Genomic DNA, 21,003 nt, shown 5'->3' on the forward strand with positions numbered 1-21,003 from the left:
AGTTAGAACAGTGTTCGTGACAGCCAATGCGAAGCAGGACGTGGACGTGACCGTGGTGGGCGCCGGGCCGGTGGGCCTTGTGCTCGCCGCCGAGCTGGCGCTCTCCGGGGCGTCGGTGCAGGTGATCGAGCGACTGACCGAGCCGGCGGAGGCGATGAAGGCGGGGTCGATCAACGTGCCGACGGCCGAGGCGCTCGACCGCCGTGGTCTGCTGGCCGCGGCCGAACAGGTGCAGCGGGAAGTGCTTGAGCGGGTGGGGCCGTTCGCTCGCAAGACCGATGACCAGCGGCCCGGTGGCGGGCAGCCCACTGGCGATCAACAGCCCGGTGGCGGCCGGCGAGCGCCCGACTCGCGGTTCACCGGGCATTTCGCGGGGATGGTCCTCGACGCCGACCTCGTGGACTGGTCCGATGCCGACCTCGCCGCGCACACGGCAATCGCCGGAGCGCGGATGGTGCCTCAGCGTGAGCTGGAGGAGCTGTTGGCCGGCCATGTCGCGCGACTCGGCATACCGGTGCTTCGCGGGGTGGAGGTCACCGCGCTCGAGGACACCGGCGACGGCGTGCTCGTCGGCACCACTGCCGGCCCGGTGCGCACCGGATGGCTGGTCGGGTGCGACGGCGGGCGCAGTACCGTACGCCGCCTCGCGGGCATCGACTTCCCCGGCACCGACCCCGAACTCACCGGACATCTGGCGCTCGTCGACATCGCCGACCCGGAGAAACTGGCGAACGGATGGGCGTGGTCGACCCGTGGGGCGTACCGCTACGGGCCACAACCCGGGCGGGTGGTCACCGTGGAGTTCGACAGTGCTCACGCCGACCTCGCCCACGCTCGGCCTCGCTCGCGCGGAGGGACCCCGATGACGCCGGTCACCCTGGACGAGGTGCAGGCCAGTCTGCGGCGGGTCTCGGGCACCGACGTCACGCTGACCGCGCTGCGCGCCGCCGCGACGCGCTGGACCGACAACGCCCGCCAGGCCGCGGCCTATCGGTCAGGACGTGTGCTGCTGGCCGGCGACGCCGCGCACGTGCACTCGCCGTTCGGCGGTCAGGGGCTCAATCTCGGAGTCGGCGACGCGATGAACCTCGGGTGGAAGCTCGGTGCCGTGGTCGCCGGGTGGGCGCCCGACGGGCTGCTCGACACCTACGACGCCGAGCGTCGTCCCCTCGGTGCTTGGGTGCTGGACTGGACGCGGGCCCAGATCGGGGTGATGCGCGGGGACGCCAAGTCGGCCGCGCTCCGGGAGGTCGTCGCCGATCTGCTGAGCACCCGGGACGGCGTGACCTACGCGGTCAAGAAGGTCTCCGGAGCCGACCAGCGCATCGACCTGCCCGGCGATCATCCGCTGGTCGGACGGTTCGTCCCCGACCTGTGGCTGGGGGACGGCTCCCGTCTGGTCGACCACGGGCACGGCGGCGGGTTCCTGCTGCTCGACCGTACTCCGGACGGCACGTTCGCCCGCCTCGCCCAGGGCTGGGCCGGGCGAGTGAGCAGCGTGACCGACGGCCAGGCGACGCCGACCGGGGTGTTGGTACGCCCTGACGGGGTGGTCGCCTGGGCCTCGGACGCCACCGACTTCGCCGCCGTCACCGGCCTCGAATCCGCCCTGCACCGATGGACCGGCACGCCGTCATCCGCACCCGATCACATGCCGGTGGGCTGAACCCCCGTCGTCGACCTCGGCCGATGTACTGCCGGACGCTCGGGCCTCCCGAGTGGCGCTACCGGCGTCACTCGCTGCGCTGGAGCACAGGCGCAGGCACAGGGCCGGACGGGCCCCATGCGCCGGTTCACGCGATCCGGTCGCTGCCGTGATCCGGATCGCTCCTCAGCCGATCCGCCAGGGACGGAGCTTCTCGGGGTTTCGTACCGCCCAGATGTGCCTGATCCGGTCGCCCGAGATCTCGAACGCGAACACAGTCGCGATATCGCCGTCCTGCTGCGCCACCAGGCCGGGCAGGCCGTTGACCGTGCACTCCAGGAATGTCGTGCGGTGGCCCGACACACGGGCGATCTCGGCGTAGGCCCGTGCGATCTGCTCGCCGCCCAAGATCGGAAGCAGGTGAGTGACGGCCAGGCCGCCGCCGTCGGCGGTCGCGGTGGCATCGGGGTCGAGCAGGCTGATCAGGGCATCGATGTCCTTGGCCTGCCATGCCGTTCTGAACTGCCTGACGATCCTGGCCTGCCCGGCGCTCGGTCCCGCCGGGGTCTGTGCGGTGCGGACGCGACGTCGGGCGGACGAGGCCAGTTGGCGGCACGCCGCCGGAGTGCGGCCCACAATTTCGGCGACCTCGCCGAAGGGGTAACGGAAGACGTCGTGCAGGACGAACGCGACGCGCTCGGCCGGAGTCATCGAATCGAGGACCACCAGGAAGGCCATCGTCACCGACTCGTCGAGGGTGACCCGATCGGCCGGGTCGATGCCGCCGACGCCGGAACGCCCGGTGATCCACTCCGTGGGCTCCGGCAGCGGTTCCGGGATCCAGTCGCCCACGTACGTCTCCCGCCTGGCCCGAGCCGAGCCGAGCAGGTTCAGGCAGATGCGGCTGGCGACCGTCATCAGCCAGGCGCCGGGCGACTCGATGGCCTGCCGCTCCCGTGCGGACATGGCGTACCAGCGGGCGTAGGTCTCCTGCACGACGTCCTCGGCGTCGGCGAGGGACCCGAGGAGTCGATAGCCGAGGTTGATCAACTGGCGCCGCTCGCTCATGATCTCGATGAGGTCCGGATCGCTCCGGTCGTCGCCGGGCTCGGCTCTGCTGGTCATGGTCTGGCCGTCTCCCTCGCTCGGTTCTGTGCCTCTACCCGTTACGACAGGACAGCTCGCCGGAATGTGAGGTCGTCGCGCCACCTCACATTCCGCAGGGCTGCGTTGTCGTACCGGTGAGGACGACAACAGGACCGAGAGGTGATTCCGATGAACGACTTCCAGGCCACCGCGGACCGCGTCGAGATAGAGGCGCTGCGCGGCGAGTTCACCGACGCGGCGATGATGCGTGACCGCCCCCGCCTGGCGTCGCTGTTCACACCGGACGGCGCCCTGCGCATGCCCAACATCCCCGTCGAGCTGATCGGCCGCGAGGAGATCCGTGCCGGAGGCGAGCGGCTGCAGAGCCAGTGGGACTTCTTCGTACAGACCACACACCCCGGCACGATCCTGCTCGACGGCGACACCGCGACCGGCCGCGCCTACATCCAGGAACTCGCGCGCACCCTCGACGGACGCCAGGGTCTGAACTACGCCGTCTACCACGACCGCTACCAACGCACCGCGGAGGGCTGGAAGTTCACCGAGCGGGTGTACGAGGTCAGGTACCTCGACACCTCCCCGCTGGCGGGTTCGGCGCCCCGCGCGGAACAGGGCTCCGGGGCCAACCGGACAGACGCCACAACGTCCCCGGCTCCGGCTCCGGCCGCTTCCTTCGCCGACCCGGCGTCGGCCGAACGACTGGAGCGGGCAGCCACCGCGCTGCGGGCAGGCGGCTTTGCCGCCGAGATCCTCGACGACGCCGCAGCGGCGCGCGCCCGCATCAAGGAGCTGGTTCCCGAGGGCGCCAGCGTGCTCACCGGAGCCAGCGAGACCCTCCGGCTGTCCGGCATCGACGAGGACATCAACACCGGCGGCCGGTACGACGCGATCAGGCCGCGCGTCCTGGCCATCGACCGTGCCACCGGCGCCGACGAGATCCGAAGGCTGGTCGCCGGCCCCGACTTCGTCGTCAACAGCGTCGCCGCGGTCACCGAGACCGGCTCGCTCGTTCTCGCCTCGGGCAGCGGCAGCCAGCTCCCCGCCAACGCGGGCGGCGCCGCCAACGCGGTCTGGATCGTCGGCGCGCAGAAGGTGGTGCCCGACCTCAGCACAGCGCTGCGCCGCGTCGAGGAGTACGCCCTACCGCTGGAGAACGCCCGCGCCCAGGCGGTGTACGGGATGCCCAGCGCCGTCAACCGTCTGCTCATCCTCAACGCGGAAACCCGCCCGGGGTGCGGCACCGTGCTGCTTCTCCGAGAGGCCATCGGGTACTGACCCCGGCCCCGACGGCCGGGGAGTACGACGAACGGACCGTCTCTGCGGGTCAGTGGTAGGCGAGGGTGAGTGGGGCCCTGATGTTGTGTCGAGGAAGTTTGACGGTCAGCGTGCGGGTTGTGCTGTCCCAGTGGTGAGCGCCGGCGCCCAAGGGCTCGCCGTTGACCGAGATCCCTTTGGGTGCCCGGGCGTTGAGAACCTTGACGGTCCATTCACGGTGGGTCACCTGACGGTGGAACGAGCCGGTTGCGGGGCCGATCCGCAGGGTGTGTCCGGAACCGCGGGAACCATACCGAGACGGAGGCCGTGGCACCGGGTGAGGTCACGGGGGCCACAAGCATGTCCGGTCCATAGAAGGACTGGCTGTCCGCTGTCGCGTAGGCCTGCTCCTCCTCTGTGACGCCCGTCCGCCTGTCGTTGTGCGACGACCACGCCGTGGTACGTGCCGGGCTGCGCGCTCTCCTGTCCCGCGCCGACGGCATCGAAGTGGTCGGTGAGGCGGCCACCGGCGAGGAGGCGCTCGCCATGGCTGCCCGGCCGAGTCCGGACGTTGTGCTGATGAACCTCCAACTCGACAGTGGGATGGACGGCGTGACCGCCACCCGGCGCCTGACCTCCGAGTGTGGTGGGACGGGCCCCCGGGTCCTGGTGCTCACGATGTTCGACACCGACACCGACACCACCCTGGCCATCGAGGCGGGTGCCACCGGCTGTCTGCTCAGGGCCGAGCACCCTGATGGACTGTTCACGGCGATCCGCCACGCGGCGTCCGGTCGCACGGCTCTGTCGGCCCCGGTGGCCGACCGGTTGATGACCCGGCTGCGCAGCCCGAGCCCCACCCTGTCCCCGCGCGAGCACGAGATCCTCGGACAACTCGCCCACGGCTCGGGCAACCGGGAGATCGCCCGAACTCTGTTCATCAGCGAGGCGACGGTCAAGACCCATCTCGGACGGATCTACGGCAAGTTGGGGGTGGAGACGCGGGCCGGGGCCGTGGCGGTCGCCAAGGAGAGACGGCTGCTGGAATGAGCGTTTTCAGCGTGACCACTGAGTCCCAATCAGGTTGCCAAGTGGCCGTGGTGACATGCGGCGAAGACATCCTGCGGCTGCGGCACCGTCGATGGCGGCGATCTGGACGGTGGCTTCGTAGTGATGGGATGCCCAGCGCACCGCGTGGGCATCGCCACGGCCACCGCCGTGGCCGTCGGGCAGCACGCTACTGGGGATCGGCACGCCGGAGGTGCCTTGACTCCGCCGGCCACCGCCAACGCGCTTCAGCCGCAATACGTGTTGCTCAACAGCGTGTTGATCCGCTTGCCGTCGGCCGTGGTCACCTTGTGGTTCCCGGTGCTGAAGCGGCGGGCGGCGACCTGGTCGGGATTGGCGACGTTCCGTTGGAGGTCGGCGTACTGGGCATCGGCCTTGTCGATGTCCTCGGGTGCGCCCAGTGCGGGGTCGATGTACCGCAGGTTGCCCTGGAGCGCGACGACTCGCGCCGCGCGAAACGCCTCGTCGACCTGGGCACTCGCGTCCGTAGCGGCGTCCGCCGGAAGAGTGTCGCCGGTGGGGCGGGGCACGGCGCTCGGACTCTCGTCGGGCGTGGCGTCCGGATCCGGCGATTGCGCGGCTGCCGTCGCCGACGTCCGGGGCGTGCTCGATCGGTCTTGGGCGGTCTTGTCCGCGCCGTCGCTCCCGCACCCTGCCAGCAGCAGTGCCACACCAGGAGTGAGGAGTGCGACGAGAACGGCTGGGCGTCGAGTGGAAAGCATCTGGCGCATGGGCTCCGCTCCGCGGTCAGGACCGATGGCTGTTCTGGGCGAGCTCATGGTGACGTACGGCGCCCGGGACCACTCCCGGGCGCGCGCACTCGCACCGATGGCTGACCGGACCGCCGGGCGGCACGTCGGTCGCCCTGCCGACTACGCCCACCCAACTCGGCTTCTCGCAGGACCAGTTGGGTCACATGGCGTGACTCGTGGACGGTCCGGCGGGCATCATCTGTGGGTGCACCGGCGGTGCGGACACCGACGAGGTGTACGCACTCGACCGCGGCACCGCGCCAGGTCTGCACGCACCCGCCAATGGAGGGTCCTCATGATCGACTCCGAGCTGAAGCGAGCCCTGCACCCCCATCTGCGCAAGGAGACACTGAAGGTGGCCCTGTCCGGGTACCTCGGTGCCGGTTTCCGGCGTGCCGTCCTCGGGGTGACCGACCGTCGAGTGCTTCTGGTCAGGAGTGCCTATTGGTCGATCAGCGACAAGGGGCTCCTCTGGGCGGATCCGCTCGACGAGGTGGCACTGGGCGGCAGACCCAATGAGCTGCACATGCACGGCGCCTACACCGGCAACACGTACGTGCGCATACGCCGCGCGGACGGCAGCACCTTCCGCCTCAACCCCCGTACGAGCTTCATCGGCGGGAGTGACGACACCCGGCGCAGCGTGGAGACTCTGTACTCAGCGGTCAAGGGCCGCTTCTGATCCCGTCCGTGCTCAGAAGACCAACTCGCCGATGCCCAGCAGGTTTCCCTCGCTGTCACGGAACCAGGCGCCGCGTTCGCCCCGTGCGCCCTTGCTCGGGTAGTTCCCGTCGATCTCGGCGATGCCGTTCCTGGTGCGGAATCCAGGAGCGTCGACCTCCTCGAACACCACGCCACGCCGCTTGAGTTCCGATACGACCGTCTCGATGTCGTCGACCTCCAACGCCATCTGGGTAAAGGTCCCGGGCGAGGCTCCCGTCGACTGGAACACGACGAAGTCCACGCCTGCGCACCGGTACAACAGCCCACCGGGACGCTCGTCGACGGGCTCCAGACCGAGTTGCTCGGAATAGAAACGCCGTGCCCGGTCCAGGTCCTGGGCGGGAAGCCTCGTCGCCACACGTGCCCCGGCCAGAATGTTTCTGTCGTCTGCGTTCATGTCTCCACTGTGCCGTGGGCGGTGGCCGGACGGGCGGAGGCGACAGCGGCGAGCCATGGCGGACGCCATGTTGAACGGACGCCACGTTGAGCGGACGCCAAGTTGAATCGAGCCCGTTGCTGGCGAAAGCAGGTCTGCGTCAGGGGCGTACCACGCCTGCCGTACTCGCCATGTCGACCAGGTCGGCGAGCGCGTTCGCGAGGGCGTCGAGGCCGGAGCCCGCCGGGCCGCCCGGCTCGGACATGTAGACGTCCCGCCGGATCTCGATCATCAGGGCGCTGACCCGCGGGTCGTTCCCGTAGTACTTCAGCGGGACGTACGTCCCCTCGAAGGGGGTGTTGACGCCCGTGCCGCCGAAGCCCGCGAACGCCTTCTCGGCGTGGGCCAGCAGATCGGCCGGGGTGTGGAAGGTGTCCCGTCCCAGGCAGATGGGCGGCCGGGGGCCGTCACCGTGCAGTTCGTAGGGCAGGCGCTCGGTCGGGTAGGAGTGGACGTCGATGATCACGGCCCGTCCGACTGCTGCCAGCCGCTGTGTCACTGCGTCCGTGACAGCGGTCGCGTACGGGTGGAAGTAGCGTTCGACGAGCTGCTGACCGTCATGGTCGGCCGGGCGGAGCTCCTCCCGGTGCGTTGTCCGGGTGTAGACCGCGCCCATCCCGACGGCCAGCATCTCCTCACGCTCGTCCGGGAACCGTTCGGGGTCGACGACCAGCCGGGACAACTGGTTGACGAACTGCCAGGGCCCTGTGGCGCAGCGTTCGGCTGCCGTCGACGCGATCCGGGCGGTGTGCGAGTCGGTGATGTGGTCCAACTCCCGTTCCAAGGCGGCATCTTCGAGCACGATGCCGCTTCGCACATCCGGCGGGATCACCCGCGAGGAGTGCGGAACGTGCAGGATCACTGGGGAGTCCGGCGCGCCGGCCACGAGCCGGTAGGAAGCCGACACGTCTTTCATTCAGGAGTCCTCCAGGAGTCCTCGATGTGGGCGCGTGGGGGTTGGCGGTGGGAGCGGGTGTGGGTCGTGCGTCAGGGCATGTGCACCCTTCCTACTACACCAACCGGCCGAGCCGGAGGGGTGCGCGGGCCGCGCGGCGAACCGGCGGGAGCGGCCACCCCTCCAGCAGGGTCCGGGTTACAGGCCGTCGCGGACCATGGCGGCGACGATCTGGACATGGCGGTTGGCCGCCGTGCTGGAGAACTCGTTCTCGTAGTTCAGGCCGTAGGGCCAGAAGTGGCCGCCGCCGGTGGACAGCGTGGCGCCCGAACCGTCGAACTGCTTGACGAGCGCCGTGGCCTGCGCTCCACGCCAGGTACCGCTGCCTCCGAGGGAGGACCAGCCGGAGCTCGTGCCCACGCCGATGGTGTGGGCGATCTCGTGCAGGGCGGTCCGCTCGGTCATGTAACCGCGGTTGCCGAAGCGGATGGTGCCGTTGATGTTGCCGTCGGCCGTGGGTACGCCCGGGTCGTACCGGACAGTGATGCTCTTGCCGAGGTCGCTCACGTTGTTGTAGCGGGTCACGGCGGCGTTCATGGCCGTCGTGATGAGGTTGTACGCCGTCTGCTGGTCCTGGGTGGGGTTGGCGGCCCGTTCGAGGGTCCAGGTGATGGTGGCCGCCGCCACCTGTTCCTTGGGGGCCGGGGCGACCTGAGGTGCCGCATGCGCGACGCCGGGCCCGACCAATAGGGCTCCCGCCAGCGCGGCTATGGCCACCTTCCCTCGCCAGGGCATGGTCGCTCGCTCAGTGGGCTCCGGGGTCTGTCGTGGGGTCATGGAGAAGTACTCCTGTGTGTGGGGGGGGAGTTGGAGGTTGAGCTGTCGGGTGCGGAGATGACGGCTTGAACAGTCCAACCCTTGGCCGACATTTCAAGCATTGTTCGAGATGCCGATCAGACGTGCTGCTGTCGGAACCTCCGCCAGTATCCAGTCGGTGACTGCGACGTCAAGTGACCCAGCCCATCCGCCACTTCTCCGGTTTGCTACGCTCCCGTCGCTGCCTGTGGGGGAAGTCCGGTGAGAGTCCGGCGCTGACCCGCAACGGTGTGCGTGGCGAACCCGTGGTTCGTCGCGTGAGCCCGATCGCCCGTAGGTGGTGCGACCCGTTGACTGCTCGCCGTGGACTGCGAGAGGGGACCGCACGGCCGGCGTGTCGTACGGGCTGCCTCTTTTCTTGACGTTCAGGCGGCCTCACATGAAGGACCGCCCCGACCGTGCGCCGAAGCCCGATCCCGAGCTTGAGCTTGAGCCGGAACCCGAGCCGAATATCCGTCGTGCCGTGGGTCGTTGGGCTGGGGCTGCTGCTCCTCGTGTCCATCGTGTGCGGGGTGGCTCTCGGGGCCGCGGGGGTCGGCTGGGCGGACGTGCAGCGGTTTCTGTGGGCCGGGTTCACCGGCGGGACGGTGCATGCCGGGGATGTCGCCGCGTACACCATCGTCTGGGAGATCCGTCTGCCGCGTGTCGTGCTCGGCGCCGTCGTCGGAGCGGGGCTCGCGGCCGTCGGTGTGGCGGTGCAGGCCATGGTGCGCAACGCGCTCGCCGACCCGTTCGTGCTGGGTATCTCCTCGGGCGCGGCCGTGGGCGCCAACGCCGTGATTCTGCTCGGCGCGTTCGCGGGGCTGGGGGTCTGGGCGCTGTCGTTGTCGGCGTTCGTCTCGGCTCTCGCGGCGATGGTGCTGGTGTACTCCGTGGCCCGGTCGGCGCACGGGCTGACACCGCTGCGGCTGATCCTGACGGGGACGGCTCTCGCGTACGGCTTCGAGGCCGTCACCACTGTGATGGTGTTCGGTGCGGCCCGGGGCGAGGCGGCCCGGTCGGCGATGATGTGGCTGCTGGGGAGCCTGGGCGGCGCGACGTGGGCGCAGGTGCCGCTCGCTGCCGTGACCGTGGCGGCCGGTTGGGCGTGGCTGCGTTGGCGCGCCGAGGCGCTCAACGCGCTGGCCATGGGTGACGAGACCTCGGCCGCGCTCGGCGTCCAACCGGGGCGGCTGCGCCGGGAGTTGTTCCTTGTCAGCGCGGCCGTGACCGGGACCGTGGTCGCGGTCAGCGGGGCCATCGGGTTCGTCGGACTGATGGTGCCGCATGTCGTGCGGATGCTGGTCGGTGCCGATCACCGGCGGGTGCTGGCCGTGGCCCCGCTCGTCGGCGCCGTCCTGCTCGTGTGGGCGGATCTGCTGTCCCGGCTGCTGCTGGCACCCGCCGAACTGCCCGTCGGAGTGATCACCGCGGTGGTCGGTGTGCCCGCCTTTCTGCTGCTCATGCGACGCGGTGGCTATGCCTTCGGAGGTCGTTGATGGCCACCGGCGGCGGTATGGGGAGGGTGAGTGGCCATGCGGCTTGACCTGGAGGGCGTATCGGTCGAGGCCGCCGGGGTCCGACTGGTCGACGACATCCGACTCGCCGTGGACAGCGGGGCGTTCGTCGGTCTCGTCGGCCCGAACGGCAGCGGCAAGTCCACACTCCTGCGCTGCGTGTACCGGGCGCTGAGTCCGGCGGCTGGAACCATACGGCTCGACGGGGACGACGTACACGCCATGTCGCCCCGGGCCGCCGCCCGGGTGCTGGCCGCGCTGCCGCAGGAGTCGTCGGCCGAATTCGACTTCACCGTCGCCGAGGTCGTCGACATGGGCCGGTTGCCGCACCGGGACCGTACCGCCGCCGGGGACCGCTCCGTGTGCACGGATGCCATGGCCCGCACGGGTGTCACGCACCTCGCCGAGCGCGGGTTCCTCGCACTTTCCGGCGGTGAGAAACAGCGTGTCCTCATCGCCCGCGCACTCGCCCAGCAGCCCAAGGTGCTCGTCCTCGACGAACCCACCAACCACCTCGACATCGCCCACCAGCTGGACGTGCTCTCGCTGGTCCGGGAGAGCGGCCCGACCGTGCTGGCCGCCCTCCACGACCTCAACCTGGCCGCCGCGCACTGCGATCGCCTGTACGTCATCGACGGCGGCCGGATCGTCGCATCGGGACCGCCGCACGACGTGCTCCAACCGGACCTGCTAGCCGGGGTGTTCGGGGTCCGCGCGCATCCCGTACGGCATCCGGAGACCGGCGCCGTCCAACTCCTCTTCGACCGGCTCCCGCTCACCACCCCGTAAGGATCCCCATGCGCAAGTTCCTCACCGCTGCCCTCTGCCTCGCCACGACCGTCACAACTGCCGGTTGCGGCGCCAGTGTCGAGTCGTCCGACGACGCGAAGTCCTCGTCGGTCAGCCTGACCAACTGCGGCCGGAAGGTGACGTACGACAAGGTCCCGAAGCGGGTGGTCACGAACGACGTCGGTATCACGGAGCTGATGTTCGCGCTCGGCCTTGAGGACCGCATGGCCGGGTTCGCCATGCCCGACGACAAGGGCGATGTCAGCGGCGTGCCCTGGAAGGACGGCTACGACAAGGTGAAGTGGCTGTCGAAGGACCAACTCACCAAGGAGAACGTCCTCGACGCCCGCGCCGACCTCGTCTTCGCCGGCTGGAACTACGGCTTCCGCGACGACAGCGGCTTCACCCCCGAGGCGCTGAAGAAGCTCGGCATTCCCTCGTACATCCTCACCGAGTCCTGCCGCAACGGCCGCACCAAGACCTCGCGCGGCCTCATGCCGCCACTGGACGCCCTGTACACCGACCTCACCAACCTCGGAAAGCTGTTCGGCGTCGAGAAGCGGGCGGCCACGCTGATCGCCGACTTCAAGAAGCAGATCGCCGACGTACGGGCGAAGGCACCCAAGGGCGCCGAGCGGCCCAAGGTCTTCCTCTACGACAGCGGCCAGGACCAGCCCTTCACGTCCGGCCGTTACGCCGCCCCCGAGCAGATCATCAGCGAGGCCGGCGGGGTCAACGTCATGCACGATGTCGCCGACTCCTGGACCACCACCGGCTGGGAGAGCGTCGTGGAGCGCGACCCGGATGTCATCGTGATCTGCGACTACGGGGACGTGAGCGCCGAGCAGAAGAAGAAGTTCCTGCTCTCCTACGCCCCGCTGCGCAACGTCTCCGCCGTCAAGCACCGGCGGATCTTCGTCCTCGACTATGTCGACCTCGTCGAGAGCCCGCGCAACCCGGCGGCCATCGCCCGCCTCGGTGCGTACCTGCGGTCGACAGTCGAGTGACCTTGCCCTAACCCTGGCCGTGCCCCCGACCCTGGCCCTGGCCCTGGCCCTGGCCCTCAAGAAGGTCCGTCGGACGGAATACTCTGCTGGTATGAGTGAACGAGGAATGCAGGAGCTGGCCCTGCTGCTGCTGACGGCGCTGGCGGATGCGCCTCGGCACGGATATGCCGTCGCCCAGGAGGTCAAAACCATCACCGACGGTCGCGTGGTGCCACGTACCGGGGCGCTCTACGGGGCGCTGGACCGGCTGTTGGCGGAGGGTTTGATCAAGGTGGAGCGTGAGGAGGTGGTGGGCGGCCGGGCGCGCCGGATCTTCGCTCTCGCTCCCGCCGGACGGGAGCGACTGGCGGCCGAGGCGGAGCGGCTGGCCGCCACCGCCCGGGAGGTCAGGCGGCGTCTGGACACCGGCGGGGCGGCGGCGCTGACGTGACCGATCCCCTGCTCCGCCTGTATCCGGCCGCGTACCGGGCCGCCTACGGGCAGGAAATCGTCGATGTGCACCGGGAGATGACGGCGGACATGCCGCGCACGGCCCGGCTGCGTGCGGACGCCGACCTCGCCGCGCACGCCGTACGGGTTCGGCTGGGCCTCGACTCGGCGTCGCGCGCGGGACGCTTCTTCGCCCTGGCTGCCCCGTTCGCTCTGGCGGCCGGCGCGGTGGACAGCGGGCTGCACCTGACGCGCTGGTACGCGGGGCTCGTTCGGTCGCCCGCCCCGGTGTGGGTCCAGCTCTCCACGATGGATGGCGCCCGGGCCGCGTGCTTGCTGCTCTCACTGCTGGTGTGCATCGGCGCGGTCATCGCCTTGACCGGGCGATGGCTGCCAGGTGCGGGGGTGGCCGTGTGCGGGTTGCTGGGGACGGCCGTGCAGTGGGTCGCCGCCACGCCTTCGCCCGGCGAGGGGGCGGTCGCTCCGGTCACCGCGGCCCTGCTGACCGCCGCCGTGGTGCTCGGCTGCCCTCCTGATCGACGTGGTGACAGGCAACTGTCCGCGGCAGCCGGAGTGATGGCCGCCGCGGCGTGGTTTCCCGTCGTGGTCGTGGACACCGGGGCCTTCGGCGTGACCACGGACTACGGCGCCTGGCCGATGCTGGTGCTCGCCCTCACGGGGGCCTTCCTCGCCGTGCGCGCCCGCTCCTCCGGTCTGCGCGAGCTCGGGGCCATGGCGATGGCCTCTTCTCCTCTGGTCGCCCACGCGTACACGGACGCCTGGCTCGAACTCCGGCCTGTATTGGGACTGTTCCTCCTGCTCCCGGTCGCGGCGGCGTTCACGGCGTGCTTCCAGGCGGTTCGCCGCCGGCGCTGATACAGCCCCGTCTCTCCGGCCGTCGACCATCGGCGATTCGCCCATGCTTGCGATAGTCCGTTGAAGTGAATACTCTCCCCGGTGTTCTATTCGTGAGTTCCTTCGGGCCAGAGAAGACCATCCAATTGCCGTTCACCCTGTCCCATCCCGCCGCCGTGCTGCCACTGATGCGTCAGCCGTTCGTTCCGGCTGCTCTGGTCGCGGGCGCCGTGGCACCCGACGTCCCGTACTTCCTCGCGCGCCTCGGCGTATCGGAGACCAGCCCCCAGGACTGGTACGGGCCGCTCCTCAACGCCACGGAGACCCACTCCTTCGATGCGGGCCTGCTGGTCGGCCTGCCCCTTGCCGTCGGCCTGGTCGCCGTGTACCGGATGCTGCGCGCACCGGTCACCGCCCTGTTGCCGTCGGGCCTCGGCCTTCCGGAAGCCGAGCGGATGCCCGGCCTGCGCGCCAGGGCCGGGCACGTGATGTGGCTGCTGGTCTCCGCCCTGATCGGCATCGCCTCCCACCTGGCGTGGGACTCCTTCACACACGGCGACGGCTTCCTGGTCACCCACGTGGAGGCGCTGCGAGCCTCGGCCCTGGGCGGTCTGACGGTCGCTCGGCTGTTGCAGTACGTGAGTACCGTCTTCGGCCTGGCGCTCGCCGGTCGGCATCTTTGGCGGCGTCGCGACCGACTGCGCAGCGAGGGCGGCACCGTGGCCCGCCTGGGTCCCGTCATGCGGTGGAGCGTGGTGGGTCTGCTGGTCCTGTCCCCCGTTTTGGGCGGCGCCGTACATGCCCGCGACGACTTCGACGCCTACCGTCATGTGACTGAAGTGGACTACAGCCGCCCGACCACCATCGACTTGGGCGACGGCGCGAGCGAGACCACGTACCCCTCCAGGACGGTCCGGGCTCCCTGGGGCACCCTCGCCGAAGGTGTGCTGACAGGGGTTGCCACGAGAGCGGGCGCCGCCTTCGCGGGCGCTGTGCTGCTGTACGCCGCTGCCTGGCAGATCGGAGATGTCACCCGCCGCCGCCCGACGAGGAGGACCAGCTCCGCGCTCTCGGTCCGGTCCTCAACACCGCCGCCCTGCGGATGACCCGCTCGCCACCCTCCGGATGACCCGCTGCCCGACCGCGGCCGTCGAGCGGGTGCGGGCGCTGTCTGCCGACCCGCAGGACGTGTTCCGGCGGAGTCTCAGCCGGTCGGCTGGGCGGCCTTCCAGGCGCGGTAGTGCTGCTCGGGCGCGTCGGTGAAGGAGGCGTGGCGTGGGCGCCAGCCGAGCAGGCGGTGGGCTTTGACGCTGGTCACGAGTTCGTCCTGGTCGGCGGCCAGCTGCAACATGCCGCCCGCTTCGGCGGACTCCAGGGTGATCTCGCCGGTGAAGCCGGCGGCACGGACGGCGGTCTGCTGTATGTCCAGGGCGCGCAGACGCTGGTCGTCGGCGATGACGAAGGTCTCGCCGTCGACGGCTGTGGGGTTGTCGAGGATACGTACATAGGCGTCGGCGAGGTCGTCGACGTGGACCCAGCTCCAGCGCTTGGTTGTGTCTCCGTAGAAGACGGGCTTGCCCTCCTCTGCGGCGGCGAACCACTGGCCGGTCATGGAGGTGGTGGCCTGGCCGCCGTACATGAACCCGGGACGGACCACGGTGTGCGCGAGGCCACTGGCAGCCAGTTCCTTTTCCAGGGCGAGGCGGAACCCGATGGGGCTTTCGGGGTTGCCGGGGGTGTTCTCGTCCATGAGCGCGAGTCCGGTGCGGCCGTAGGAGGAGATGCCGGTCGTGAAGACCAGGTGGCGGCGGCGCCCGTCGCGCTCCTGCGCCGCGGCCAGTTCGGCGAACAGCCGCTGGTCGCCGCCGACGGGGTCGCTCATGTCCATGAGCAGGTGCACCACCGCGTCCGTGCCCTCCAAGTGGGCGCGCCACGTCTCGGGTTCGGAGAAGTCGCCCTGCACAGGGGTGACTTCGTTGACGGCGAGCTCCCGGGCGGCCGGACCGTCGGCGTCGCGGGCCAGGCCGAGGACGGTGTGTCCCGCGCGGGACAGGGCGGTGGAAACGCGGCGGCCGGCGTAGCCGGTGGCGCCGATGACGAGGACCTTCATGACAACGTGCTCCGTTCGGTGTGGGGTGGTGCCGTTTTCGGCGTCAGACGGCCGGGGTGGTGGTGAAGAAGCGGGCCAGGCGCTCGGCGGTCCATTGCGGGTTGTCGGCGGCGAAGGTGTGCGCGGCGCCGGGGACGATGTCCGCGCGCACATCGGTCGCGGCATCGCGGGCGCCGTCCAGCAGAACCCCTTGAGGCAGGCCGTGTTCGCCGTTCAGGACGAGGACCGGCATCCCGACCGGACCGTACCCGCGGGCCGCTCGGCCGTCCTCGACGAGCGTGGCGTAGTGCTCGAAACCACCGCGCATCGCGTCGGGCCCCGTGTGGACGCGCAGGAGGTCGGCGCGGTCGGCATCCGTGATGCCGCCGCGGGTCATCATCGACCAGAACCCGCCCAGGTACTGCTCCTCCTTGCCGTCGGTGAGCATCGCGGCCAGCTCGCTCTGGGCGTGGAAGCCGAAGTGCCACGAGCCTCCGGTGGCATGGTTCATGTGATCTTCGAGGCCGTAGCCGGGCAGGAACGCCTCGCTGAGCACGAGCCGGGTCACGTCCTGCGGATACGCCTGCGCCCAGGCGTGAGCGGTCATCGTGCCGACATCCGTGCCGACCACGTGCGCCTCGTCGTGCCCCAGGTGCTGGAGGAGCTGGTGGAGGTCCTCGGCCTCCTCGCGCTTGGTCCAGTGCCCGGCCGGGATCGAGGAGTCGCCCGAGCCGCGAAGATCCGGCGCGATGACGGTGAAGCCCCGCTCGGCGAGCAGCGGCATCAGCGCGCGCCACTCGATCCAGCTGAACGGCCAGCCGTGCAGCAGCACGACGGCGGGTCCGGACCCACCGCTCACGTAGTGCAGCTGAACGCCGTTGACCTCGGCGTATCCATGACTGAACCCGTCCGGCACCGCGACCCGCGCCGAGGGTATGGCTGATGTGGGTAGCATCCGAGAGCCTCCAAAGTTGCTTGCTTCAGCAACAATGACTCCTGATTGCTTGCTTCGTCAAATAGACTGGGCGCATGCCTGCCGACACCGACCCCGCGCCCTTGTCCCCGGACGAGCTTCAGCTCTGGCAGAGCCTGGGACGCCTCGTCCACGCGCTGCCCCGCGCGCTGGAGGACGACATGTCCCGCACCGGCGTCACCATGACCGAGTTCGCCGCCCTGTTGCTCCTCAGCTCCGCCCCCGACAGGCGGATGCGCATGTCGGCCCTGGCGGACGCCGCCGGACTCACTCCCTCGCGCATCACCCGCGTCGTCGACGGGCTGAGCAAGCACGGGCTGGTCCGCAAGGAGCGCCACGGCGAGGACGGGCGGGGCAACGACGCCATACTCACCGAGTCAGGACTCCACGCCATGCAGGCGGCGCAGCCCGCCCATCTGGCCAGCGCCCGTCGCCGTTTCCTGGACCAGATCCCCGACGAACTCGTCCCCGCTCTCGCCAGCACCTTCGCGAACCTGGCCGACTCGCTGTCCCAGCCCGGCCGAACAGCGCCCTGACTCCCCCGCCACCCCTGGCTGACCGAGGGGCCATGGACGTCCTTGCCAGTCAGCCAGTCAGTGCTGCGGCCGGTCAGTGGCGTGGGCGTCGGCGAAGTCCCAAAGCACCGGCAGGAGTTGCTCGGGCGTTTCGGACTGGGGCATGTGGCCGGTGCCCTCCAGCAGACGGAACTCCGCGTCGGGGATGGCCTGTGCGTACGCACGCCCGTAGTCGGCGTCCACGACCTGGTCGCTCGCACCCCATGCGACGAGGGTGGGGTGGGTGACCTTGGCCAGGCGGTCGGTCAGGGTGGGGTCGGCCATGGCGTGCGGCCCCGAATAGACCTGCAGAGTGGCCCGGTTGGCGGCCATCACCGCGCGCTGCGCCTCGGTCAGCGCGCTGGGATCGAAGCGGAACTTCGAGGGGTCGTGGAAGGAGAGGCGGGACAGTTCGACGGGCGTCAGGGAGAAGGTGTCGGCTATCGGGTGGCCGGGGACCTGGATGCCTACGGCGTTGACGAGAGTCACGCTGCCGATCCGGTCGCTGCCCAGGGCCGCCAGTTCGGCGGCGATCCAGCCGCCGATCGAGTTGCCGACGACTGCGACGTCGCGCAGGTCGAGTGCGTCGAGCAGTCGTGCGTAGGCCTGGGCCAGGGTCGTGACGTCGGCCAGCCAGTCGGGGCGGCCGGTACCGTCGAAGCCGGGGTGGACCGGCGTGAACACCCTGGCCGGCCGCTGCTCGGCCAGGAGTCCGGCGAACGGGGTGACGGTCTGCGGGCCGCCGCCTCCGTGCAGGAGCAGGAAGGGGCGCCCCTGCTGTCCCTGGAGGTCGACGGTGACATCGAGCGTGCCTTGGTCGAACGTGAGGGTGTGGGTGCTGCGGGTCATTCGGTACTCCTCAAGTGGGCCGTGCCAGAAGGAAGATGAAGCGCCGTCACGCGAAGTCGGTCGCGGGGACCGTGGCGTAGCGGCTCATGACCTCGACCGTCGACTCCGGGGTCAGTTCCCCGCCGCCCGCGATCATGTTCCGCAGGTCGCGGAAGTACTGGACGTACAGGTCGGGCGTGAAGGTGTCCATCATCACCGCGGGCGTGTCACCAAGGTTCGCGAAGGTGTGCGGGGCGCCGGGCGGGATCATGGCGAGCGTGCCGGCCGGAGCGACGTGGGTCGTTTCCCCGATGGTGAAGTGCACGGTGCCGGAGACGACGTAGAAGCCCTCGTCGTGCTGTGCGTGGCGATGCTGCGGCGGGCCCTGGGTGTGCGGGGCGAGGGTGATCTCTCCGATTCCGAGGCGGTGCCCGGTGGTGGTGCCGTCCTCAAGGATGCGCATCCGTGTGGGACCCAGCTGGATCGTCTCGCCGTCGTCCGGGCCGACCACGGAAACAGTGCTCATGGTTCCTCCTGCGCAAACACTTCGTGAGAGTTGACTCTCACGAGATTAGAGATGTCGGGTCTCGTTATGCAAGTGAACTCTCATAACGAGTGTCGACTGCTAAAATGCGCGTGAGTCAACAGGAGGAGCCCCACGATGACGGCGCAGGCGGGTACCGGCCGCACCAACCAGAAGCAGCGCACACGGATGGCGATCGTGGCGGCGGCCCGGGAACTCATCGGCACCGGCGCCGAGGTGACCATGCCCGCGATCGCTCGGGCGGCCCTGGTCTCCGAGGCCACCGCCTACCGGTACTTCCCCGACCTCCCCTCGCTCATCAGCGAGGCCCTCGCCGGTGTCTGGCCGCCACCCGCCGAGGCGCTCGCACCGGTCGCGGACTCCTACGACCCCGTCGAACGCGTGGCTTTCGCCTGCGAGTTCCTGCTGCGTGGCATCCACACCCGCCAGGGCTCGGTCCGCGCGATGATCGCCGCCACCATCACCCGGCCCGAGACGGTGACCACGCGCCCCGGGATCCGCTTCGGACTCATCGACCATGCGCTCCTCCCCCTGGAGGGCACCCTCGGCGCGACGGACCCGGACGCCTTCGCCCAGCTCAAGCGGGACCTCGCGGTCGTCGTGAGCGCCGAGGCGTTCTTCACCCTCACCGATCTGTGCGGCCTCGCCCCCGACGAGGCCATCGCCAGTGCCGTACGGACCGCGACCACGCTCACCGAGGCGGCCGTGCGCTCGATCGCGTAACGCGCGCTACGGCCGACCACCCGGAGTGCCGCGGATCCCTATTCGAGGCCCTCGGCAAGACGGAAGTCGTCGTCGACCAGGCCCAGTCGGTGGGCCACGACCGCCGCCTGGACGCGGTTGCGCAGTCGCAGTTTGTCCGTGACGGAGGCGACGTGGGTCTTGACCGTGGTCACACCGAGGTGGAGGGTCTCGGCGATCTCCGCGTTGGACTGTCCGACGCCGACGAGGGCGAGTACGTCCCGTTCGCGGGGTGTGAGGGTTGCCAGAATCGCCGGGTCGGCCGCGTCGCAGGTGACGTCCTGGTGGTGTGACTGGACGGCACGCCGGACGACACGCGCCATGACCGCGGGGGCGAGAAGCGACTCGCCCTGCGCGGCTCGCCGCACGGCGGAGAGCATCGCGTCGGGCTCGCCGTCCTTCAGCAGATAGCCAACCGCCCCGGCGCGCAGGGCACCGTAGACCTCGGCGTCGTCGTCGAAGGTCGTGAGCATCACGACGCGCGTCGCCGGGAGGGTCTTGAGGATGCGGCGGGTGGCCTCGATTCCGTCGACCCGTGGCATGCGCAGGTCCATGAGGATGACGTCCGGGCGCAGCCGCTCAGCCATGCGTACGGCTTCGAGCCCGTCCGTGGCCTCGCCGACCACGTCCTCCCCGGCCGTACGCAGCAAGAGGGTGACCCCGGCCCGTACGAGGGTCTGGTCGTCTACGACGAGTACGCGGATCATGAGCGGGCTCCCAGGGGCAGCGTGACGCGCAGTCGCCAGCCGCCGGTGTGGGTGGGGCCAACGGCGAGGGTGCCGCCGAGGATCTCGACGCGTTCGCGCATGCCGGCCAGGCCGTGCCCCGACGCGGGCAGAGTGGGGTGCGGGCCGACCGGGCCGGAGTTGGCCACTTCCACCGACAGTTGGGTGTCGTCGACGTCCACAGTGGTTTCGACCTCGGCGCCGGGGCCGGCGTGCTTGAGCGCGTTGGTGAGTGCCTCCTGCACAACGCGGGCGGCCGTCACCCGGAGCGTGAGCGGTGCCTCGACCGTGCCGTCGTCGAGGTGGGCGACCACGTGCAGTCCGGCGGTACGGCTGCGCTGGACCGCGTCGGCGATCATCTGCTCGGGGTCGACGAGGGACTCCTGCTCGGAGGGGTTTCGCAGCACACGCAGCAGGCTGCGCAGATCGACGAGGGCCTGGCCCGCGCTCGTGTGGATCGCACCCAACGAGTCGACGGCCACCCTCAGGCGCTGTTCGGGATCGGGCGCGTGAGTAGCCGCGTACTGAGCCGTGCCTGCTTGCAGCGCGATCGCGGACACGTGGTGTGCCACCAGGTCGTGCAGATCCCCCGCGATCCGGGCCCGCTCGGCCAGCCGGATGGCCTGCATCTCGGCGTCCCGCCGCTGCTCGGCGTCGCGGACCCGCTCCTCGGCGACGGCCGCGGCCAGGCGGACACCGGCGAGGTAACGCCCGAAGGCGACCGGCGCCGCCACCGACAAGGCCAGCGTGACGATCCGCACCAGCCCGTCGACGCCCGTCAGCAACCCACCGTCGTCACTGCCGAACGCCACGAGGATCGTCGCGTACCCGACGAGGTACGCGGCAGCGATCGCGAGCCAGCGGTGCCGGTACGCCACCGCTCCCAGCGCCACCACTCCGGCCAGCGGAGCGACATGGCTGCCCGCGGGAAGAGCGACGTCGCCGGCAAGGGTCAGGACCACCTCGACCGCGAAGACGATCAGGGGCACATGGCGTACGAGGCCGAGCGCCACGGCCGCCGCCCCGACCAGGACCCACTCCGTGGCCCCGCCGCCGGACGGCGCACCGAGGACGATGCTCACCGCCCCGAGCCCGCCCGCGACGGCCACGATCGCGGCGTCGAGCCAGGACCATCGAGCACGGAATCTCTCCACCTGGCCAGACTACGGCGGGACGCCGACGGCCCCCTCCTCCGACGGGTCGCCCCGTCTCCTCCT

Annotated in this window: 24 protein-coding genes; 12 read left to right on the forward strand and 12 right to left on the reverse strand. The window is 70.2% G+C overall.

What is annotated here, in order from left to right; translation table 11 throughout:
* Positions 1 to 16 precede the first annotated feature (16 nt).
* Positions 17 to 1,666, forward strand: coding sequence for an FAD-dependent oxidoreductase (locus AOK17_RS00240; RefSeq protein WP_245696960.1), 1,650 nt, complete (start codon positions 17 to 19; stop codon positions 1,664 to 1,666).
* Positions 1,667 to 1,831: 165 nt separating this feature from the next.
* Here the strand turns inward: AOK17_RS00240 and sigJ are convergent, their stop codons facing one another.
* The gene (gene sigJ / locus AOK17_RS00245) at positions 1,832 to 2,770 is read right to left on the reverse strand and encodes an RNA polymerase sigma factor SigJ (protein WP_055610166.1); all 939 of its coding nucleotides are present in this window, start codon (positions 2,768 to 2,770) and stop codon (positions 1,832 to 1,834) included.
* Positions 2,771 to 2,920: 150 nt separating this feature from the next.
* On the opposite strand from sigJ, the gene AOK17_RS47920 reads away from it, so the two are divergent.
* On the forward strand, positions 2,921 to 4,027 hold the full coding sequence (locus tag AOK17_RS47920; RefSeq protein ID WP_079052705.1) for an LUD domain-containing protein: 1,107 nt from the start codon (positions 2,921 to 2,923) through the stop codon (positions 4,025 to 4,027).
* Between the two features lie 212 nt (positions 4,028 to 4,239).
* On the opposite strand, the gene AOK17_RS53870 is transcribed toward AOK17_RS47920, so the two are convergent.
* A complete protein-coding gene (locus tag AOK17_RS53870; protein WP_425424581.1) occupies positions 4,240 to 4,509 on the reverse strand; it encodes a hypothetical protein in 270 nt (89 codons plus the stop codon).
* On the opposite strand from AOK17_RS53870, the gene AOK17_RS00260 reads away from it, so the two are divergent.
* The gene (locus AOK17_RS00260; RefSeq protein ID WP_055610167.1) at positions 4,424 to 5,056 is read left to right on the forward strand and encodes a response regulator; all 633 of its coding nucleotides are present in this window, start codon (positions 4,424 to 4,426) and stop codon (positions 5,054 to 5,056) included. The genes AOK17_RS53870 and AOK17_RS00260 overlap by 86 nt on opposite strands.
* Positions 5,057 to 5,301: 245 nt before the next feature.
* Here the strand turns inward: AOK17_RS00260 and AOK17_RS50610 are convergent, their stop codons facing one another.
* The gene (locus tag AOK17_RS50610; RefSeq protein ID WP_157881257.1) at positions 5,302 to 5,805 is read right to left on the reverse strand and encodes a hypothetical protein; all 504 of its coding nucleotides are present in this window, start codon (positions 5,803 to 5,805) and stop codon (positions 5,302 to 5,304) included.
* Positions 5,806 to 6,121: 316 nt separating this feature from the next.
* Here AOK17_RS50610 and AOK17_RS00270 point away from each other — a divergent pair, with 316 nt between their 5' ends.
* Positions 6,122 to 6,508, forward strand: a complete 387-nt coding sequence (locus AOK17_RS00270; protein ID WP_055610169.1) for a hypothetical protein — start codon at positions 6,122 to 6,124, stop codon at positions 6,506 to 6,508.
* 12 nt (positions 6,509 to 6,520) lie between these two features.
* Here the strand turns inward: AOK17_RS00270 and AOK17_RS00275 are convergent, their stop codons facing one another.
* The 3 genes from AOK17_RS00275 to AOK17_RS00285 all read right to left on the reverse strand — a co-directional run bounded on the left by AOK17_RS00275 (position 6,521) and on the right by AOK17_RS00285 (position 8,675).
* A complete protein-coding gene (locus tag AOK17_RS00275) occupies positions 6,521 to 6,946 on the reverse strand; it encodes a VOC family protein (RefSeq protein ID WP_055610170.1) in 426 nt (141 codons plus the stop codon).
* A gap of 139 nt (positions 6,947 to 7,085) precedes the next feature.
* Positions 7,086 to 7,901, reverse strand: coding sequence for an N-formylglutamate amidohydrolase (locus tag AOK17_RS00280; protein WP_055610171.1), 816 nt, complete (start codon positions 7,899 to 7,901; stop codon positions 7,086 to 7,088).
* A 177-nt stretch (positions 7,902 to 8,078) separates the two neighbouring features.
* On the reverse strand, positions 8,079 to 8,675 hold the full coding sequence (locus AOK17_RS00285) for a hypothetical protein (RefSeq protein ID WP_055610172.1): 597 nt from the start codon (positions 8,673 to 8,675) through the stop codon (positions 8,079 to 8,081).
* Positions 8,676 to 9,205: 530 nt separating this feature from the next.
* Here AOK17_RS00285 and AOK17_RS00290 point away from each other — a divergent pair.
* The 6 genes from AOK17_RS00290 (at position 9,206) to AOK17_RS00315 (ending at position 14,438) form a co-directional block, all read left to right on the forward strand.
* Positions 9,206 to 10,234, forward strand: a complete 1,029-nt coding sequence (locus AOK17_RS00290) for a FecCD family ABC transporter permease (RefSeq protein WP_055610245.1) — start codon at positions 9,206 to 9,208, stop codon at positions 10,232 to 10,234.
* Between the two features lie 36 nt (positions 10,235 to 10,270).
* A complete protein-coding gene (locus AOK17_RS00295) occupies positions 10,271 to 11,041 on the forward strand; it encodes an ABC transporter ATP-binding protein (protein ID WP_055610173.1) in 771 nt (256 codons plus the stop codon).
* An 8-nt stretch (positions 11,042 to 11,049) separates the two neighbouring features.
* The gene (locus AOK17_RS00300; protein ID WP_055610174.1) at positions 11,050 to 12,048 is read left to right on the forward strand and encodes an ABC transporter substrate-binding protein; all 999 of its coding nucleotides are present in this window, start codon (positions 11,050 to 11,052) and stop codon (positions 12,046 to 12,048) included.
* 91 nt (positions 12,049 to 12,139) lie between these two features.
* Positions 12,140 to 12,478: a PadR family transcriptional regulator gene (locus AOK17_RS00305; protein WP_055610175.1), complete on the forward strand. Its 339-nt coding sequence runs from the start codon at positions 12,140 to 12,142 to the stop codon at positions 12,476 to 12,478.
* Entirely contained in the window at positions 12,475 to 13,353 is an 879-nt protein-coding gene (locus AOK17_RS00310; protein WP_055610176.1) for a hypothetical protein, read from the forward strand. The genes AOK17_RS00305 and AOK17_RS00310 overlap by 4 nt, the downstream gene beginning before the upstream one ends.
* A 125-nt stretch (positions 13,354 to 13,478) precedes the next feature.
* The gene (locus AOK17_RS00315) at positions 13,479 to 14,438 is read left to right on the forward strand and encodes a DUF4184 family protein (protein WP_206190630.1); all 960 of its coding nucleotides are present in this window, start codon (positions 13,479 to 13,481) and stop codon (positions 14,436 to 14,438) included.
* A gap of 98 nt (positions 14,439 to 14,536) precedes the next feature.
* Here the strand turns inward: AOK17_RS00315 and AOK17_RS00320 are convergent, their stop codons facing one another.
* Together AOK17_RS00320 and AOK17_RS00325 are read right to left on the reverse strand one after the other, a co-directional pair.
* Positions 14,537 to 15,442: an NAD-dependent epimerase/dehydratase family protein gene (locus AOK17_RS00320; protein WP_055610177.1), complete on the reverse strand. Its 906-nt coding sequence runs from the start codon at positions 15,440 to 15,442 to the stop codon at positions 14,537 to 14,539.
* Positions 15,443 to 15,485: 43 nt separating this feature from the next.
* Positions 15,486 to 16,376, reverse strand: a complete 891-nt coding sequence (locus tag AOK17_RS00325) for an alpha/beta fold hydrolase (protein ID WP_055610178.1) — start codon at positions 16,374 to 16,376, stop codon at positions 15,486 to 15,488.
* 74 nt (positions 16,377 to 16,450) lie between these two features.
* On the opposite strand from AOK17_RS00325, the gene AOK17_RS00330 reads away from it, so the two are divergent.
* The gene (locus AOK17_RS00330) at positions 16,451 to 16,930 is read left to right on the forward strand and encodes a MarR family winged helix-turn-helix transcriptional regulator (protein ID WP_055610179.1); all 480 of its coding nucleotides are present in this window, start codon (positions 16,451 to 16,453) and stop codon (positions 16,928 to 16,930) included.
* A gap of 57 nt (positions 16,931 to 16,987) precedes the next feature.
* Here the strand turns inward: AOK17_RS00330 and AOK17_RS00335 are convergent, their stop codons facing one another.
* On the reverse strand, positions 16,988 to 17,797 hold the full coding sequence (locus AOK17_RS00335; RefSeq protein WP_055610180.1) for an alpha/beta fold hydrolase: 810 nt from the start codon (positions 17,795 to 17,797) through the stop codon (positions 16,988 to 16,990).
* A 46-nt stretch (positions 17,798 to 17,843) separates the two neighbouring features.
* Entirely contained in the window at positions 17,844 to 18,302 is a 459-nt protein-coding gene (locus AOK17_RS00340) for a cupin domain-containing protein (RefSeq protein WP_055610181.1), read from the reverse strand.
* A 135-nt stretch (positions 18,303 to 18,437) separates the two neighbouring features.
* Between AOK17_RS00340 and AOK17_RS00345 the strand changes: the two genes are divergently transcribed.
* The gene (locus AOK17_RS00345) at positions 18,438 to 19,043 is read left to right on the forward strand and encodes a TetR/AcrR family transcriptional regulator (RefSeq protein WP_055610182.1); all 606 of its coding nucleotides are present in this window, start codon (positions 18,438 to 18,440) and stop codon (positions 19,041 to 19,043) included.
* Between the two features lie 38 nt (positions 19,044 to 19,081).
* On the opposite strand, the gene AOK17_RS00350 is transcribed toward AOK17_RS00345, so the two are convergent.
* Both AOK17_RS00350 and AOK17_RS00355 read right to left on the reverse strand, forming a co-directional pair.
* Entirely contained in the window at positions 19,082 to 19,768 is a 687-nt protein-coding gene (locus AOK17_RS00350) for a response regulator (RefSeq protein ID WP_055610183.1), read from the reverse strand.
* The gene (locus AOK17_RS00355) at positions 19,765 to 20,940 is read right to left on the reverse strand and encodes a sensor histidine kinase (RefSeq protein WP_055610184.1); all 1,176 of its coding nucleotides are present in this window, start codon (positions 20,938 to 20,940) and stop codon (positions 19,765 to 19,767) included. Before AOK17_RS00355 ends, AOK17_RS00350 begins: the two co-directional genes overlap by 4 nt.
* Positions 20,941 to 21,003 lie beyond the last annotated feature (63 nt).

It is taken from the genome of Streptomyces phaeochromogenes (genome assembly GCF_001418655.1).
Taxonomy (GTDB): Bacteria; Actinomycetota; Actinomycetes; order Streptomycetales; family Streptomycetaceae; genus Streptomyces; species Streptomyces phaeochromogenes.